This is a genomic window from Vibrio sp. FF266 (assembly GCF_041439695.1).
GTDB lineage: Bacteria > Pseudomonadota > Gammaproteobacteria > Enterobacterales > Vibrionaceae > Vibrio > Vibrio tasmaniensis_A.
Map to the genome: position 1 here is coordinate 1 of NZ_JBGOOO010000007.1, position 18126 is coordinate 18126.

Sequence of the window (18126 nt, forward strand, 5' to 3'; positions counted from 1 at the left end):
AGAAATACGCGAAACGGGGTAGTTCTATCTTTAAATTTAATTACGCAACAAAGCCGCCCTAGCCAACTGCTTGTGCTCCGCAGGCTCTTACAAATTCGCTTCGCAATTTGCGCTGGTTTCGCTTCGCTCAGGAGCCACGGGCACCCTTAGTGCCGTGAATGGCACTTTCAGTGCCGTCAATGACAGTCGCTGTGCCACCAATGGCACTTTAAGAATATTTACAAACAATAATTAAAATAAACAGCAGAAAATGCTGACCTCAAAATAATAATTATAAAATAGGTAAACACTATGGGTACTAATAAAAAGAATAAAGGTGGAGCTCCCAAAAAAGCTCCAGAAGACAAAATGGATCAAGACTTGCGCTGCAAGGTTAATAAAGCCACCAAAGAGTGGGTAGACAGAATGGCAGAGGAAGCTGGACACGAAAGGACATCTGACTACATTCGACACTGCATTCTAAAGACCGCCCACCCCAAGGCGATTGTATCGATGCCATCAAAGCGCTTCCTTGTATCATCCCGCAGCTACTTCTCCAACCTAAACCAGCTTATGCGCCACCTTCACACATACAAGGAGGTTATGGACGAAGGCTCAGTCAAACTACTTACCCAGCGCAGTATTGAGCTTAGGAAGGAAGTGAGGCAGTTAAGAGCAGAGATTTTAGACGATATTGGCAATGAAACCATTATTGCGCTTGCTATCAACAATCTCTCCCTTAAAGACCTAGATACAGTCAAAGAAGGGATTGAGGGGAGGATGCACTAATGATTTTTAAAGAAGCAGAGTGCAAAGCTGAAATTCAAACCGCAGCAGACCTCGTCCAAGCAATGCGATACGTAACTAATACTAGCAAGGGCAAAATGGAAGCCCTTGTTCCCTTGGAAGTCGCTGATGATTCAGATCTCACAGCAGAGCAGTTACTACTATACGCTGCAAACAGTAAGGATGATTGTGTCAGCGAATACATCACATCAAACGAACTCGAATCTGCTGATGACATGGTATTTACTGAAAATGCAATGGTCGAGAATTGGAGCGATGTCATCGATGAAATGATTGAGGCCAACAGCAAAAACAAGCGATGCTCTCGCCCAATGAAGCATCTCATTCTTTCGAATCCCGAAGGCGAAGATATGAGTAAGAGTGACTGGGCCAAGGCCGTGGAGTTCTTCATGAAGGGGCTTGGCTACAAGAACTGCAAATGGATCGCCTTTCGGCACAAAAAGAAAGGCAATCCTCACGTGCACATTGTAATAAGTCGCATCAACACTCTCACCCATAAAGTGGTTCCTGACTGGAAAGAACACGAACGAGCATTTCCCCTTGTGCGACAAATCGAAAAAGACTTTAACCTCACTCGGCTAGCCTCTCCAGGTGACTTCCTCAAACCAGTCAAGCAACCTGATGGCAGCTACATATACGAAGAAGACAACGAGCAAAAAGCAGACAAGCGCAAACCTCATGTCAATGAGATCACGCACCGCCTAAACGCTATTCACGCTCAGCTTTTTGATGAAAAGTACAAGCCCAGCTTAACCGAATGGATGCTAGCCCTGCGAGAGTCAGGCGTCGGTGTTCAGCTTCGATTTGCGCAAAAGCCCCCTCTTCGAGTAACTGGCATGTCTTACCGCATTAAAACCAAAGACGGTCAAAACTTTATTGCGAGCGCGTCCACACTAAAGGGAAAATTTGGATTCAATGGAATTCAACAACGCCTAACCAAGGTCACAACAAACGAATTGAACGCTGCAAGACAACTCTCAGAGCGCGAGGCGAGGATGCGAGATAGACTTGAGGCGGATGTTATTGCATTTACCAAGATCAAAGACATCAGGCTTCTCGCTCAAGTCGCGTTCGATGTTCAAGCGATGATGGACGAGCAGTTCTTTGCCAAGCGAATGCGAAAGCCTAACCGAAAAAATTACAAAGTCCACAGGAGGGATGGAAGATACTGCGTAAGCCAGCGCATCAAGATGACTGCTCTCAAGAGGCTTGGAAAGATGACCAAATCTGAGTATGAGGCAATGATTAACAGAAAGTTCGCTGAATGCTTAATAGAGATGATTTGGGAGTTTTTTGGAAGGAATGAGGCCGACCCAGTGAAGACAAAAGAGATGTACGACAGCGGCGAATTGATGCACGCACTAAGCCCTGATGAGGGCTACGTTCAGCTTCACGGCATTAACCTTAACAACGAAGTCATCACTGAGTCTCAACACGAGGTCATCACCCTTCCCAAAAACATACCTGAAAAACCCAAAAAGTCAGACAGTACTTCCCCTGCCAAAACGCTCACCCATACCCTCGACTACTCTCCTTCCCTCTAACTTCAGCCACCTACGGGTGGCTTTTCTTTTGCCATCAACCCATCATAAGCTATTGATTTAAAATAAAGTATAATGAACCTCAAGCCACTCTTCTATTTGCATAAATAATATTAGCTACTATATTTGATATTTCAAAAAACATGCTATTTTATTTTCCCAGCCTGACATTAATTAATTTTCATATATATTTGAACTCTCAATCTATAATCAATAATTAAATTTAATCAACCAAACATAATTATCCGCCAATTTTTCCAATATTCAAAAATTCTTAAACATTATTTTCGAGTAAAATAGAATATCACCCAATATTATTTTGTCAGATTGTCAAATATTTTATTGACGTATTTTCGAATACATGTAAATATATACATATACACTAATTAATAATAATAATAAACGGTGAACACCATGAATATTGAAGAACGCATCTTGGCTGCAAAACAAAAAATCGAAGCATCTGAAAATAAGAAAGAAGAAGCTGTAGCTAGGATTACTTACGACAGGGTATTTCCTTCTATTGCCACAATCGAAGAGCTATCTGCCAAGAAAAGCAAAAAGACGACTCTGCATGTAAGAGCGACGGTCAATGGAGGCAAAAGCAACTCAATCATTAAGATTCCACTTCACGAGCTAATCAAGGTTCCAGCTAGCAAAAAAGAAGTGATTGAGCGGTTCGCAACTGAACACTTTCTCCCTGAGCTAATGCACCTTAAATCCGACTACTTCGAAAAGATGAAACCGCTTTGCGAGCTTGCTGTTTTGCACAACCAACTAGCAGCGCAAAAGTTCGATGATCGCAGAGAAAAGTTTAAGCATAAAGACGGCAGCATGATTTACAACAGCGCAAAGCCAATTCATGAGTTATGCGAATGGCTGGGTGAGATTGAAGGTCTGGAAATGAAGGGAGTGGAGCTCAAGGCAGATGAGGCGCAAGACATACAGCAAGCAGCAGCTAGACTTGAGTCTATTCTTGCGAATATGGGGTACGAATCAAAAGGCTTCAATATCGAGAAGTATCAAAACGACGAAATCGCTGAAGCTGTTGATAAAAAGTACGACATCATAAGTCGCAAAAACAGAGAAGGTGGAGAAAAAACCAAAGCGCAGAAGAAGGCCGAGCTCGACCAAATAAGAGCTGCACGATTCGCAAACTGCGATGAAGATCTGCTTGATCCGATATCGAAAAGCTCCTCATCTAAATGTCGCGATGCTTACGAACAGGAGAAAGAAAGAAGGAAGAAGTAGCAACAATAACTCGCCCCCTTCGCCGCAGGCGGCACAGAATTGAAAACAAACAGAGAGGGCCATCGGCCCTCTTTTTTGTCAAAGCTTAAGGCTTAACGCTTCCAAGTACGGCATCATTACATTTGTCATTCTAGAGCGTTTGGCATACTCCCAAAGTCTCTCCTGATTCAGTTTGTTGGCTCGCTTTGCTTCTGTAAGTGCTTCAATGGCAACGTCAATACCGATTTTGTTGCGGAACTTAAAGCAATCAACTATTGTTCGCTCAATGTCTGTAACGAGTACAGGAACGCCGTCAATTCGTGTAGATATAACCCCGAAATCTTCAACCTCTCGACTGCGAATGATTCGAATGCTTGGGTATTTAATGTTTGGTGCCCTATCGCCTTTTTTAATGCATAGCCATATCTGAAAAGGGGCTTGGGTAGTAAGATTATGGTATCTAAGAGCTGACAGAAGGCAAATAACACCATTTTTAGCTCTAGCTCCAACTTCAGCAAACGACTGCATCTCCGATTCTTCTCGTCCAACGTACCCGTAAAGCCCTCTTTGTAGCTTTTCTATGAGACCCTTTTTTACGGCGCGAGAAAGAGCTGCACGCGTTATGCCAAATTTTGCTGCATCTGAGGTGGTAAATATGCATAGCTCTTTTAGCTTTTCCAGGTGTAGTGGATTCACTATTGATACTCTTCGTCTGACATTATCAATATAGTCAAGCAAAACGCATCACTCTTCAACCCCAATCTGGCAATTTCAGCATGGGAATAATTTAAAACACCGCACTTTTCAGTGGGAATAATTTCAAGTACCGCACTTTTCAGTGGGAAAGTTCACCAACTACTACACTTTTCCGTGGGAAAGTTCATGGACTACTACACTTTTCCGTGGGAAAGTTTGGCGACTGCTACACTTTTTCCCGTGAATAATTGCCAAACAATCACACTTTTCCGTGGGAATACTAAATAACAACAGGCTCTGACTCGCCCGCCGCACCATGTGTAATAACCTTTATTTTCAGTCCGTTAAGGCTCAACGCATCAGCAAACGTCACCTGATTACTCACTACAGTGCTTGTAGCTACAACAGCGTCGTTGCTATCAATTAGCGACACCTCGTAGCTCCATCCGCTGTCAACATCAACTTGGGAATCAGAGGGCTGTACGTCATGGATATGGCCTTTGTGAACCCAGTTAGCCTGCACACCGACCAAAGCTGACGCCTTGCCTTTCAAGTAATATATTTGAATTATTATAACTTATATTATTACCTATAAAACTTTATATACAGCTTCAAATGAATCATTGATCTTCATATGCAGTGAGATAAAATTGAATTCAACAAAACTACAATTTAAATATATTTAATTTATTAATTTATAAACATGAATACAAAAGGAGTCATTGCGATGGACAGTGGAACAATGGGAATAAATTGGAAACGAGCAGGAATGGATGAGAAGCGTCAGTTCTTCAAACACCTAACACAACAGAATAAAACTGAACTACTTGAACGAGAACGACAGGTGATTAACAGACATGATTTATCGCTAGAGAGGTTGTTAGAACTAAAGAACTCTGAAGACAAACTCTTGCTAATATCTCGCCTCAACAATTACATCCAAAGCTACGCGATGGAAGGGGCCAGATTCGATTCATACGTTAGGTACGACATTGTCAAACAAACTCGTCGATCAGTATCTACAAAACGAAGAGAAAACAAAAAGTTAAGCACTACAATAACTAAGTTAATATGCGTTTCGGAAGCTCTAAAGATAAAAGAAATGCAGGATGCTATTGAAGAAATCGCATGTGTTCACAAGCAGATCAGAGAATACATTCGTACTGCTGACTATTTTTCTGAGCACTCTACGTAAACTCCGCTTCAACCGATAGTATTCAATCTGCCAGTCATCTGGCAGATTGGCTTACACTTAAGGCTTTCACTCCATCTTACATCACTACTCTATGTTCTAACTCATATGAGTTTTCGCTCTGCCACTTCCCATGACCTAAAAGTTATTTCACGGAAAGATACACGTGAGCCAGTGGCTAAGTTTTCCTCTAGACATCCCATTCAGGTTTTGTGCTGCTTATCAGTACTATTGATTTGAAGTAAAACCCAAAATGGTTCATACTTCTCTCAAATAAAAAACGGTAGTAAGACAATGGACAATCTCAGCTACGCTCAAAAGCAAAGGCTCGCCTACATCGACTTTAGATTGATGTTTGTTGGACACTTCTCGCGTTCAGAAGTCGTTGAGCACTTCAAAATGGGGCTATCTAATGCAACTCGCGATATCAACCTCTACAAGGAGTTGGCGGGCAGCAACCTCGTTTATGACAATGCAGAAAAGCGGTACTTCCAGACGGATTCATTCAAACCGTTGTTTGATTATGATGCTCAAAAAGCATTGATGAAGCTGACCCACCACTTAAGTGATAGCCTAGAAGCTCTTACCGATTTTAAATTCCCTTTTGAAGCTCCTAGTCAGCTATCTGTTCCAGATATATATACCATCGCGACATTGACTCAAGCTGCTATCAATCAGCGAGCAGTTAAAATCGACTATATCTCATTAGAAAGTGGTGAGAGCTCTAGAGAAATCATGCCGCATACCATTGTGGATAACGGCTTACGCTGGCATATCCGAGCTTTTGATACTAAATCGAATGAGTTTCGGGACTTTGTGATTACACGAATAACTAATGCGAAATTTAGTGATACAAAGGTAGAAAGCCATCAGGAAAAAATGGCCGACAACCAATGGCTTCGTATCGTACCGCTGGAGCTAGTTCCCCACCCTTCAAACATTAAGTATCCAAAGGCTATTGAGCTGGATTACAACATGACTGAAGGGGTATTACATCTTGAGGTAAGGGCTGCGGTAGCTGGCTACTTACTACGAAAGCTAAACGTCGATTGCTCAAGTCAAGCTAGTCTTGAATCCCCCGAGCATCAGTTGTGGCTCCGAAATAGTCCCACGTTATATGGTGTAGATAATCTTCAGCTAGCGGCTGGTTACGAGCACTACACTCCTCAGAACATCACAGGAAACAACCATGTCAGATCATAAACGCTACCTTGGCGATCTCATTGGCGGTAGCCTCATGATCCGCGAAAGCCAAATCATTGCAGATCTATTGCTAAAAAATCCCACTCCTGATGAGTGGAATGAAGCGATTGCTGTAGATAACATTTTACAGAAACCATCCGCTGCGTCGGCAAAGCGTAATGCATCCACTGTGAGAAAGCGACTTGATGGTTTAAACGATGAGTACCTGCAAAAACTCGCATACAGTGGCGCTGAAGAAGCAACTCAACTGATGTTTGCAGCTACTCTCATCAACTCTCCGCTTCTAGCAGATTTCATGCGCATTGTTGTCACAGATGCAAAACGCATGTACCGCGAATCACTAAACGTTGATGATTGGGCTCATTTTTGGGAGGAGCGCACCAGACTATATCCAGTGCTCGCTGATATGTCTGAGGCGTCCACTTACAAGATCGCCCAAGTAGCTTTTAAGGTAATAGCTGATGCGGGCTATATCGACTCGACTAAAAACAAAAAACTCATGAACGTTTATGTTTCTCCTGATGTCAGAGAGTTGTTATCAGATATGCAACGAGACGATATCCTCAGAGCAATGGAGCCATAATGCAGACACTACAACAGCTACAGCAACGTTTAGACAAAGTTCAAAAGAAACTTGAGAGTGACGAGTTTCTGACAAATAAAGAGCTTGGTGGCGAAATCGGCTTTTATATCTTTGATTATCCTGCTGAACATGAAATAACGGTACGAGAGCACCTTAACTATTTAGAGATGAAACTAGCTACTCGTAGTCAAATCACTGCCAAGCGATTTGCACATATCAACCTGTTCGAGATGGTGGTTGAGCTACTCAAGTCTCGCAACTTACTTGACCGCGCATACAAGATGCAGCTTGAAAAAGGCGACGATGCATTATTCAAAGCCTTAAAAGGCCCTTTAGAACAAAATCGTTTCGCTGAGTTTATTGTTGAGCGAGCAAATATTGAGGAATGCAATGCAATCATTCTTCATGGCTTGGGCAGTGTCTGGCCAATTATCAGAGGGCATGGTCTGCTAAACGCACTACACGCAAAAGTTGATAATGTCCCAACCGTAATGTTTTACCCTGGAGAGTATGACGGGGCCGCACTAAAGCCGTTTGGTCGCATCGAATCCAATAACTACTACCGAGCATTTAAGCTGGTTCCTTAGTAACTTACTAAATAATAATTTGAACTTGTTGGTTAGAGAAAAATGAACTTAGAACAAATCTTTGAGAAAGACATCAACCGCCAGATCAACGGCGTTGTAAAAGCAGACCAAACAGAAAACGAAACAGTCTTCATCGAGTTGGATGAGTATGTCGTTACTAATGAGCTGAAAGAGCACATCGAAAACTTCTTTAAGTTCTATATGCCGTCTGTCCATAATCCTGAACAAGCGGCTGCTACTGGTAAATCTGGCATTTGGGTTTCAGGCTTCTTCGGCAGTGGTAAATCACACTTTATCAAGATCCTTTCGTACCTACTCAAAAACGTTGAAGCAACAAACGGCGGTGGTACTCGCTCTGCGTTTGATTTCTTCTCAGAGAAGCTTAAAGAGGATGCTTTCCTTGTAGGTGACATCGAAAAAGCCATTCAAAAAGACAACAAAGTTATCTTGTTTAACATCGACAGCCGCGCAGATACCGATGACAAAGAAGATGCGATCCTGAAAGTGTTCTTAAAAGTATTCAACGAAGAGATGGGCTATTCAGGCGACCACGCTCACATTGCGCACTTAGAGCGCGACCTTGATTCTCGTGGTCAGTATGAAGCCTTCAAAGAAGCATTTGAATCCATCTCTGGTGAAAGCTGGCTTTTACAACGTGACTCCTATGACTTCTATCGTGATGATATCGCAGAAGCTCTCTCCACAGTAACAGGGCAATCTATTGATGCAACCCGTCAATGGGTGGAAAAAATTGAAGATAACTTCCCGCTTGATATTGCGAACTTCTGTAAATGGGTGAAAGAGTACTTAGACGGTAATCCAGATCGTCGCCTACTTTTCTTCGTCGATGAAATTGGTCAGTTCATCGGTAAAAACACTCAAATGATGCTTAAACTTCAAACTATTACTGAAAACCTAGGAACGATTTGTGGTGGTCGAGCATGGGTTATTGTCACATCCCAAGCGGATATTGATGCTATTGTAGGTGGTATGCAAGGCTCAAAGAGCCAGGATTTCTCTAAAATCCAAGGCCGTTTCGAACGTATTTCTCTCTCCAGTTCAAACACCAATGAAGTTATTGAGAAGCGTCTGCTAGACAAAAAAGAAGTCGCGAAAGCAAACCTTTCAGCTCTCTATGAAGAAAAAGGTGACATCATTCGAAGTCAACTTAGCTTTGAACAAAGCAACTCCGCTGAAATGGCAAACTACAAAAGCACTGACGACTTTGTAAACAACTACCCATTCGTCCCATATCAGTTCAATCTCGTTCAAAAGATATTTACGGGTATCAGCCGTGCGGGTGCATCAGGTCAACACATGAGTCGTGGTGAGCGTTCTTTGATTGATGCTTTCCAAATCGCTTCCAAAATTTATGCTAATGATGCAGTGGGACGTCTGATCCCAATTTACAGCTTCTATAACTCAATCAAGAAGTTCCTTGATGACGCTGTGGTTCGCGATATCAACCACGCATCAGATAAATCTACAATTAACAATTTCTCTGTCCAAGTTCTTCAAACACTCTTTATGATCCGTTACGTCGATGAAGTTAAGTCCACCATCGATAACCTAGTAACACTCTGTATCAATGAGATTGACCAAGATAAACGAGCTCTTCGCTTAGATATTGAAGCAAGTCTTGAGGTACTGGAGCGCAACAACTTAATTGCACGTCAGGGCGATGAGTACATTTTCCTGACCAATGAAGAAAAAGAGATCGAAGAGGCAATCAAGAAGACTGATATCGAGCCATCAGATGAAACTACTGAGCTGAGCAATATCATCTTCAATGAAATTCTTCGTCGTAACAACACATACCGTTACCCAGAAAACAAGCAGGACTTCCCAGTCGCTCGTTTTTGTAATGGCGTACCGTTTGATCGTAATCTCGAAAGCGATGTACTGCTTAAAGTCGTTTCGCCTATCGATAACAGTTACGATGACTACAATGATGCGACGTGCGCGAACTATTCCGCAGACTGCATACTCATAAAGTTAAGTGATAACCAACGCATTTTTGATGAGCTCCGCACCTACATCAAGACAGAAAAGTTCATCCGAAAGAGCAGCAGTACATCAGGCTCAGAGCAAGAACAAATTAGACGTGACAAGGCAAATGAAAACATGAATCGCCGTAAACGTTTAGTTCTAGAGCTCGAAGAACTGTTCAAGCAGTCTGATTTCTATACTCTAGGTTCAACATTTGACGCTAAAGGTAGCTCCATTTCAGTCATGCTTGAAGGTGCATACCGCTACATCATCGAAAACACATTTGGTAAGTTGAAACTTATCAAACCATTCCCAGGAAATATCATCAATGAAATCCAACAGACTCTTGTTGCAGGTGATACAGCTCAAATCGGTTTGGATCTTGGTGGAGAAGAGGCTAACCCTCTGGCAGTCATGGAGATTGAGCAGCACGTCGCACTGAGTGATGATCATGGCTACCCAGTAACAGCAGCAGACCTCATCAAAAAATTCGCGAAGCGCCCATATGGCTGGAACACCGATGAAATTATCCTGATTCTTGCTCGCTTGGGGCTAGCCAATAAACTCGTCTTCCAAGCTAACCAACAGGAAGTCCCTCTAAAAAGCTTGTACGAACATTTAAGCAAGTCGCAGAAGCGTGCAAACCTACGTATTCGACGCATTAAGCAACAATCAGAAGCCAACCTCAAGAAAGCGAAAAAGCTGTTTAAGGACTTGAGCTTTGGTACTGCACCTTCAGCGGAAAAAGAACTCTTCAATGCTGCAACTGAAAAGCTTGACCAGTGGCTAGAAAAGCTAAAAGAGTTTAAGTCTAAATCCTCTACAGGCTCTTACCCAGGGGTTGAGCAAATTGATGATGGAATACTGTTACTCTCAGAGCTGACTGAGCTTAAAACAAGCTTCCAGTTTATCGATACATTTATTGCCAAAGGCAATGACCTACTTGATTTTGAAGAAGAGTATGAGTCACTAGAAAACTTCTACGAAACTCAGTTCGGCATGTGGCAAAGTCTTGATCGTGCGATTCACATTACTTTTTCTGCGAACAGATCTTTCCTTGAAAAAGGTGAAGAGGCAAAAACAGCCTTAGATAAGTTAACAGCGATATTTCATAACCCACGCCCATATCGTGAAGTAAGTAAAATTAAACCTCTGATTGAAAAGCTAGCATCAATCAATAATCAGCTTGTTGAAAAACAGCGCTCACACACGGTGAAAAAACTGGAACACCGAATTACAGAAGTACAAGAGCTGATTAGCAATGCAGGGGCTCCTGATGACATCAGCAACAAAGCACTTTTGCCATTCCAGAACGCTATCAAACGAGTACAAAACGAGAATAGCATTTCTCTAATCAGGCACGAGCTATCAGAAGCTGATGATTGGTTTACAGATGCAGAGACGGCGGTTAATAACTTTATTCGCCAACAGCAAGCTATTGCGAAAAAAAACCAAGAAAACAAAGAAAAAGAGCCTCAAGCATCAAGTTCAACTTCATCAACTCAAGGTGCTTACGCTATGGGTTCAGGTTCTACTACCGCAACTCCAGAGCAAGTAAGAGAGAAGGCTCCTACAACGCCAAAAGCGAAACCAACTCAGGCTATCAATGCAATGGAGGTGTACAAGGAGTTCTCAGATTCTACGTACATGGAGACGGTTGAAGATGTGGATAGTTACCTGAAAATCTTACGTGAGAAGCTTGTCTCACTGGTTGAAAGCGACCATAAGGTGCGCATTAAGTAAGCCAACGTAGCGCTGATAAATCAACGAATAGACAAGGCTTGATACAACGCAATCAAGCCTTAAAACAAAATAAATGAGTCTCTTATGAACACGAACAAACTCAAAGCTTATGCACCTAAAGCCCGTTTGGCCTTTATGGATGCAGTTAGAAAACGTGCGGCTGTGCTAGGTATTTACGAAGACCGCATTAGTGAAGCTTCAACACAAGGTACAGACACCCTTATTGAGGGGCGTATTTTTACCCGCCGACAAGGCCAACAGCGCCAACAATTGGTAAAAAGGATTGAAGCACTTGGTGGCGGCAAAGAAGGTTATAACCAATTTATCAATGAGATGGCATTCACATGGTTTAACCGATTTACTGCAATCCGCTACATGGAAATCAACGAATACCTTGATCATGGCTTCCGTGTTTTAAGTAAAGGTGAGAACGCCCAATTTGGTGAAGGTTTTGAAATTTTAGCTCATGCAGCGGATGTAGCCGAAGACCTAGATCTGAACAAATCAGAGATTGTTCAGATGGTACTGGCTGGCGATAAAGAAGAAGAGCTATTCCGTGAACTTCTACTAGGCCAATGCCATCAGCTAAGCCGTATTATGCCTTTTATGTTTGAGAAACTGGATGATGCGACAGAGCTATTGCTACCCGATAACCTGACTAAAACAGACTCAATACTAAAAGACCTTGTCAACGATCTTCCAGAAGACAACTGGAGAGACTTTGATGAAGACAAGGGACAAATTGAAGTTATCGGTTGGCTTTACCAGTTCTATATTTCTGAGCACAAAGATGCGGTCATCGGCAAAGTAGTAAAACAAGAAGACATCCCTGCGGCGACTCAGCTATTCACACCAAACTGGATTGTTAAATATCTGGTACAAAACTCTCTTGGCCGTCAATGGTTGGCAACCTACCCTAATTCTGAGCTCAAAGACAAAATGGAGTATTACATCACTCCTGCGGAGCAAAGTAGCGATGTTGTAGAGCAGCTCAAGGCGATTACCCCAGACAGCATTGATCCTGAAAAAATCAAAGTGCTTGATCCAGCAGTCGGAAGCGGTCACATCTTAGTGGAAGTGTATGAAGTGCTGCGCGAAATCTATCTTGAAAGTGGTTACAGCATCAAAGAGATTCCAAAGCTGATCCTAACCAACAATATCTATGGTTTGGATATCGATGATCGTGCTGCACAGATGGCTGCATTCGCGGTGCTAATGAAAGCGCGTGAAGATGACCGCCGTATCTTCAGTCGTATTGAAGACAACGACATCAAGCTGAACATTTACTCTATCCAGTCAACAGAACACCTAGATATCAACAAGCTTTGGGCTGAGCTTGATCTGGATGGTAAAAAACAAGCAGGGTCTATGGATGACCTGTTTGCAGAGCCACAGCTAGAGCTAGCAGAACCATCAACCGAAAATAAGCAATACTTAGAACTGCTTCGATACCTAAAAGTGCAGTTTATTGATGGTAAGAACCTTGGTTCTTTAATTGAGATTGACAGTAAGTACGCTAACACACTGAATAACTTCGAGCTTCTACTTAAAGGCAAAGCACAGGACTACAACCCAACAGTTCGTGCTGCTTGTGAAGCAGTGTTACCTATTGTTAATCAAGCGATAATTCTAGCGGCAAAGTATGATATTTGTGTGGCTAACCCACCTTATATGGGTTCAAAGGGCATGAACTCAGCACTAAAAGACTTCGCAAAGAAGCATTACCCAAATTCCAAATCAGACTTATTTGCCATTTACATAGAACGTTGCCTGTCATTCGGTAACAACAAGGCAGAAATAGGAATGGTAACTCCCTATGTTTGGATGTTTATCAGCTCTTATGAGAAATTGAGAGGGCAAATAATCACACAAAACACCCTCAGTAGCCTGACTCAGCTAGAATACAATGCTTTTGAACCAGCTTGTATTCCTGTATGCACTTTTACTATTACTAAATCACACATATCGAATTACCAAGGCTCATACATTCGACTTTCCGATTTCAAAGGTCACTTGAATCAGGCCCCAAAAACTCTTGAGGCTATCAATAACCGTGATTGTGGCTGGTTTTTCGAAGCAAAGCCAGATGATTTCCAGAAGATCCCATCTAGCCCAATAGCTTATTGGGTCTCGGATAACCTTCGAAGAGCTTTCTTTGAAGAAGACTCGTTAAAATCAATAGCACCAACAAAACAAGGCCTAGCAACTGGTGATAATGATCGTTTTTTACGCATTTGGCATGAAGTCTCATTAGATAAATTCGGAGCATATGACCATATAGATGATGCTAAGTGGTATCCTTGTAACAAAGGAGGAACATTTAGAAAATGGTATGGGAACAACTTTTTTGTAGCAAATTGGGAAAATGACGGCGACGAAATAAAGAACTTTAAGGATAGTAGTGGAAAATTGAGATCTCGACCTCAAAACACTCAATATTACTTTAAGGAAGGCCTCACTTGGTCAGCCCTGTCTTCATCATCTTTATCTATGAGATATTCACCTTCAACTCATATGTTTGAAACGAAGGGGGCTATGTGCTTCCCGATAAACCATGCAACACTGTTGAATGTCTTAGGTTATGCAAATTCCAAATTGGTAAATCACTTTCTACTTGCAACTTCACCAACTCTCGACTTCCATGAAGGCCCAGTAGGACGGCTTCCGTATATTGATAGTGCTTCAGTAGCAGGTAATACCAAACGGTTAATTGATATTCATAAGCAAGACTGGGATTCTTACGAAACTTCATGGGATTTCCAAAACAATCCGATTGTACGTACTTCTTGTGATACTGACCTCTCTAGTATAGAAGTAGCCATTGAGCATCAAGCTAAACAAAATAAAACCTTAATAGAGGAAGTCATTACTTTAGAACAGCAAAACAATCAGCATTTGATAAAATTATATGGGCTTGAGGGTGAGCTTACATCTGATGTTCCATTGCAACAGATTACACTAAATATTAATCCTATATACAAATTTCAAGATGGCACCTCTGAATATGACAAAACGAATCGCCTACTAGGTGAACAAATTGTGTCTACTCTAAGCTACTCAATTGGCTTAGCTATGGGTCGCTACTCCCTTGACCGTGAAGGCTTAATCTACGCTCATGCTGGTAACCAAGGCTTCAAGGAACTTGTATCTGATGGCGCATACAAGACATTCCCTGCTGATGACGATGGAATCATTCCATTGGCCTCTGAAGAATGGTTATTTGAAGACGATGCCACCAGCCGCTTCCGTGATTTCGTAAAAACGGTCTGGGGTGAGGAGCACCTACAAGAGAACCTAGATTTTATTGCTGAAAGCCTGTGCTTGGATGCAATCAAACCGAAGAAGAACGAACGGACAATGGATACCATTCGTCGCTATTTCTCTTCGCAGTTCTACAAGGATCATCTAAAGACATACAAGAAGCGTCCTATCTACTGGCTGTTTAGTTCTGGTAAAGAAAAAGCATTTGAATGTCTGGTTTACCTGCATCGCTACAACGAAAGCACACTAGCCCGTATGCGTACCGAGTATGTCACTCCTCTAATGGGTAGAATGGAGTCTCAGTATTCCGTGCTTGAAGAGAGCAGAGCTAACGCGAGTGGAGCAGAACAACGTCGTATCGACAAAGAGCTGAAGTCTATTGAGAAGAAGCAATCTGAATTACGTGCCTTCGATGAAGAGCTGAAGCACTTGGCTGAGATGAAGATCAGCATCGACTTAGATGACGGTGTTAAGGTCAATTATGGCAAGTTTGGTAATCTACTTGCTGATGTCAAAGCCATTCATGGCAAAAAACCAGAAACAATTAAGTAACTGATAAAGCAGGCTAAATCTACAGTAGCCTGCTCTACCTATTACGGTATTTATGTAATAATTGCTCGTAGGATGTGAGTGAAGGAGATTTCAATGAGTGAACATAAGGCTCAATACTGGAAGTGTGCTCTGCAAGTAAACCCTGCGAGTTACATCAAGTATCGAGGAGAGCAGCAAAATCAATCAGAAGATGAGTATAATCAAGCTATCCTAGCAGCTTGTCTTGAAGAAAGTATCAAAATTATAGGCTGCGCTGACCACGGTAATGTTGCTGAAATTGCATCACTAAAAAACGTACTGGAGCCACATGGTATCGTCGTTTTTCCTGGGTTTGAAATTGCGTCTAGCGAAAAAATTCACTTTGTTTGTCTGTTTGATGAATGCAAAACATCCACTGAACTGAATAGAATTCTCGGCAGCTTAGAGCTTATTGACCCTACCGATGGCGTTTCTCCGTCTAGACTGGGGGCCATTCAACTCATCGACAAAGTCACTGAGTTAGGTGGTTTTATCTATGCAGCACATTCAACCAATGATGATGGTGTATTAAAAAGACGGATGCATCATGTCTGGCAGTATTCTGGATTACTAGCGGCTCAAATCCCTGGGTCGATAGAGGATCTTAAAGGCGTCGAAGATGACTTCTACAGAAAAGCAATCCAAAACAAGCTTCCTGATTATAGAAAAACGCCTAAGATAGCCGTCATAAATGCAGCCGATGTGGCAAAACCAGGTGACCTTAGAAAACCAGGTGCCAGTTGCTTTATCAAGATGACAACACCTACATTTAGTGCATTTAAAATGGCATTCGTTGACCCAGAATCAAGAGTCAGGCTACATTCCGACATGCCTGAAAATCATGCTTCTGCTATAGAGCGAATAGAGTTTATCGACGGGTATCTAGATGGTGTTGATATATCAATATCAGAGCACCTAAACACGATCATTGGAGGTCGAGGAACAGGTAAATCAACGTTGCTAGAATGCATCCGCTATGCTTTAGATAAAAAGCCGTTTGAAGCAGGCTCCGCAGACAAACAGCATAAAAAGATTGTTGACCAGAACCTCGGCAAGGATAAAGGGATGGTAAAACTGACGATCCGAAGCAATGTGCTAAATGGTCGTCGATTTACTGTATCCAGAAAATATGGTGAATACCCTGTAGTCCGTGATGAGCAAAATCAAGTAACTCAGTTCCACCCGTCTGAGTTAGTTCCCGACTTAGAAATTTATGGACAAAATGAAATCTATGAAATGGTTCGGGATGATGTCCAACGAACCGTTTTAATCAAACGGTTTATCTCCGATGAAAAGCCAAATGAAATGGCTCAACGTCTACAAACACATATTGCAGACAATAGAAAAAAAATATTAGACCAACAAAAAGAAATTGCTACGGTCGAAACTGAAGTGGAGCAACTCCCTAACCTACAAGAGCGTGCGAAACTATTCGCAGACTTAGGGCTAGAAGAAAAGTTAAAAATTATTCCTGTTTTAGAACGAGAGAAGCATTTGATTCAAACAACGAGAGATGAAGTTTTACGCTTCTCTTCCTTGATTGAGATAATCAATGACAATCTTCCTGATCCAGTATTTTTAAGCGAAGCAGCTATCTCAACTTTACCTCGTGCAGAAGATTTTCGAAAACTACGCTCTGCTATAGAAGATCTAAAGAATGCAGGTATCGCCATAAGCAAGCAGCTACAAGAAAGCTCAACAACAGCAATGAATACTTGTACCCCTATAACGGATAGCGTAGCTGCACAAGTTAAAGCTCAAGAGGATGAGCTTGAGAAAGCCTTCAGGAAAATCCCTGCGAACAATGGAAAATCAGGAAAAGCTCTAGGGGCAGAATATAAATCGATCTTAACTCGTATTGAACAGATCAAACCGATGCAGCAGCAACTAGCAACAAGAAACACATTACTGACTGAGTTGTATAGAAATCGAGCGACTTTATTAGCTGATTTACGAGAAGAAAGAACTAGGCACGCTAGCGATTTAAAACGAAAAATCAAAACTTTAAACCGTAAGCTCGAAAACAAAGTAAAACTAGAACTATGCTCCGAGGCTCAAAGGCAAGACATTGTTGAGTACTTACTTGGGTGTCGTCTAGAACAAGTCGGTGCAGCAAGATTATCTTGGGTAATCGAAAACGATTTTACCCCAGCACATCTCGCAACAAAGATTAGAGAGGGTCATGATGCCTTGGTTAACTGTGGTTGGGGAATAACTCCTACGGTTGCAATCTCTCTATGTAAAATGACAGAGCAACAACTTCTTATGCTTGAAGAAGTACAAGTTAGTGATCGAATGTCTATAGAGTTGAACGTCAGTCATACGGATGAGGCTCAATTCCGAGATGTTGACAGTTTGTCTACGGGTCAGCAATGCACAGCGATCTTGCATTTACTGCTTTTGGACAATAACGACCCTCTCATACTCGATCAACCTGAAGATAACTTGGACAATGCCTTCATCGCAGATAGAATCGTGACGCAGCTACGAATTGCCAAAACATCTAGACAGTTTATCTTTGCGACTCATAACGCCAATATCCCCGTATTTGGTGACGCTGAGTGGATCGGAGTAATTAGCTCTGACTCAGACAAAGGTGTCATGCCTGAAAGTCAACAAGGTGCTATTGATGTTGAGCAGATACAGAAACTAGCCGCTGATATTCTTGAAGGCGGTGAAGTTGCTTTCAATCAGCGACGGAAAAAGTATGGCTTTGACGATAAAGCTGTTACGAATAAATAACTT

General features: G+C 42.1%; 12 protein-coding genes. 10 read left to right on the forward strand and 2 right to left on the reverse strand.

The window, feature by feature from the left end; translation table 11 throughout:
- Positions 1-291: 291 nt before the first annotated feature.
- The 3 genes from ACED59_RS07615 to ACED59_RS07625 all read left to right on the forward strand — a co-directional run bounded on the left by ACED59_RS07615 (position 292) and on the right by ACED59_RS07625 (position 3578).
- On the forward strand, positions 292-768 hold the full coding sequence (locus tag ACED59_RS07615; protein ID WP_371704859.1) for a hypothetical protein: 477 nt from the start codon (positions 292-294) through the stop codon (positions 766-768).
- The gene (locus ACED59_RS07620; protein ID WP_371704860.1) at positions 768-2330 is read left to right on the forward strand and encodes a relaxase/mobilization nuclease domain-containing protein; all 1563 of its coding nucleotides are present in this window, start codon (positions 768-770) and stop codon (positions 2328-2330) included. Before ACED59_RS07615 ends, ACED59_RS07620 begins: the two co-directional genes overlap by 1 nt.
- A 411-nt stretch (positions 2331-2741) precedes the next feature.
- The gene (locus ACED59_RS07625) at positions 2742-3578 is read left to right on the forward strand and encodes a hypothetical protein (protein ID WP_272236731.1); all 837 of its coding nucleotides are present in this window, start codon (positions 2742-2744) and stop codon (positions 3576-3578) included.
- A gap of 78 nt (positions 3579-3656) precedes the next feature.
- Here the strand turns inward: ACED59_RS07625 and ACED59_RS07630 are convergent, their stop codons facing one another.
- Together ACED59_RS07630 and ACED59_RS07635 are read right to left on the reverse strand one after the other, a co-directional pair.
- Positions 3657-4253: a type IV toxin-antitoxin system AbiEi family antitoxin domain-containing protein gene (locus tag ACED59_RS07630; protein WP_371704861.1), complete on the reverse strand. Its 597-nt coding sequence runs from the start codon at positions 4251-4253 to the stop codon at positions 3657-3659.
- 280 nt (positions 4254-4533) lie between these two features.
- Positions 4534-4785: a hypothetical protein gene (locus ACED59_RS07635; RefSeq protein ID WP_371704862.1), complete on the reverse strand. Its 252-nt coding sequence runs from the start codon at positions 4783-4785 to the stop codon at positions 4534-4536.
- 195 nt (positions 4786-4980) lie between these two features.
- On the opposite strand from ACED59_RS07635, the gene ACED59_RS07640 reads away from it, so the two are divergent.
- The 7 genes from ACED59_RS07640 to ACED59_RS07670 all read left to right on the forward strand — a co-directional run bounded on the left by ACED59_RS07640 (position 4981) and on the right by ACED59_RS07670 (position 18123).
- Positions 4981-5448, forward strand: coding sequence for a hypothetical protein (locus tag ACED59_RS07640; RefSeq protein ID WP_371704863.1), 468 nt, complete (start codon positions 4981-4983; stop codon positions 5446-5448).
- A 291-nt stretch (positions 5449-5739) separates the two neighbouring features.
- The gene (locus ACED59_RS07645; RefSeq protein ID WP_215796799.1) at positions 5740-6648 is read left to right on the forward strand and encodes a YafY family protein; all 909 of its coding nucleotides are present in this window, start codon (positions 5740-5742) and stop codon (positions 6646-6648) included.
- On the forward strand, positions 6635-7231 hold the full coding sequence (locus ACED59_RS07650; protein WP_371704864.1) for a DUF1819 family protein: 597 nt from the start codon (positions 6635-6637) through the stop codon (positions 7229-7231). The genes ACED59_RS07645 and ACED59_RS07650 overlap by 14 nt, the downstream gene beginning before the upstream one ends.
- Positions 7231-7818 (forward strand): DUF1788 domain-containing protein, encoded by a 588-nt coding sequence (locus tag ACED59_RS07655; RefSeq protein WP_371704865.1) that lies wholly within the window; start codon positions 7231-7233, stop codon positions 7816-7818. Before ACED59_RS07650 ends, ACED59_RS07655 begins: the two co-directional genes overlap by 1 nt.
- 42 nt (positions 7819-7860) lie before the next feature.
- A complete protein-coding gene (brxC, locus tag ACED59_RS07660) occupies positions 7861-11550 on the forward strand; it encodes a BREX system P-loop protein BrxC (RefSeq protein WP_371704866.1) in 3690 nt (1229 codons plus the stop codon).
- An 84-nt stretch (positions 11551-11634) separates the two neighbouring features.
- A complete protein-coding gene (gene pglX, locus ACED59_RS07665; RefSeq protein WP_371704867.1) occupies positions 11635-15363 on the forward strand; it encodes a BREX-1 system adenine-specific DNA-methyltransferase PglX in 3729 nt (1242 codons plus the stop codon).
- 93 nt (positions 15364-15456) lie between these two features.
- The gene (locus ACED59_RS07670; protein WP_371704868.1) at positions 15457-18123 is read left to right on the forward strand and encodes a TrlF family AAA-like ATPase; all 2667 of its coding nucleotides are present in this window, start codon (positions 15457-15459) and stop codon (positions 18121-18123) included.
- The last annotated feature ends 3 nt before the right edge of the window (positions 18124-18126 follow it).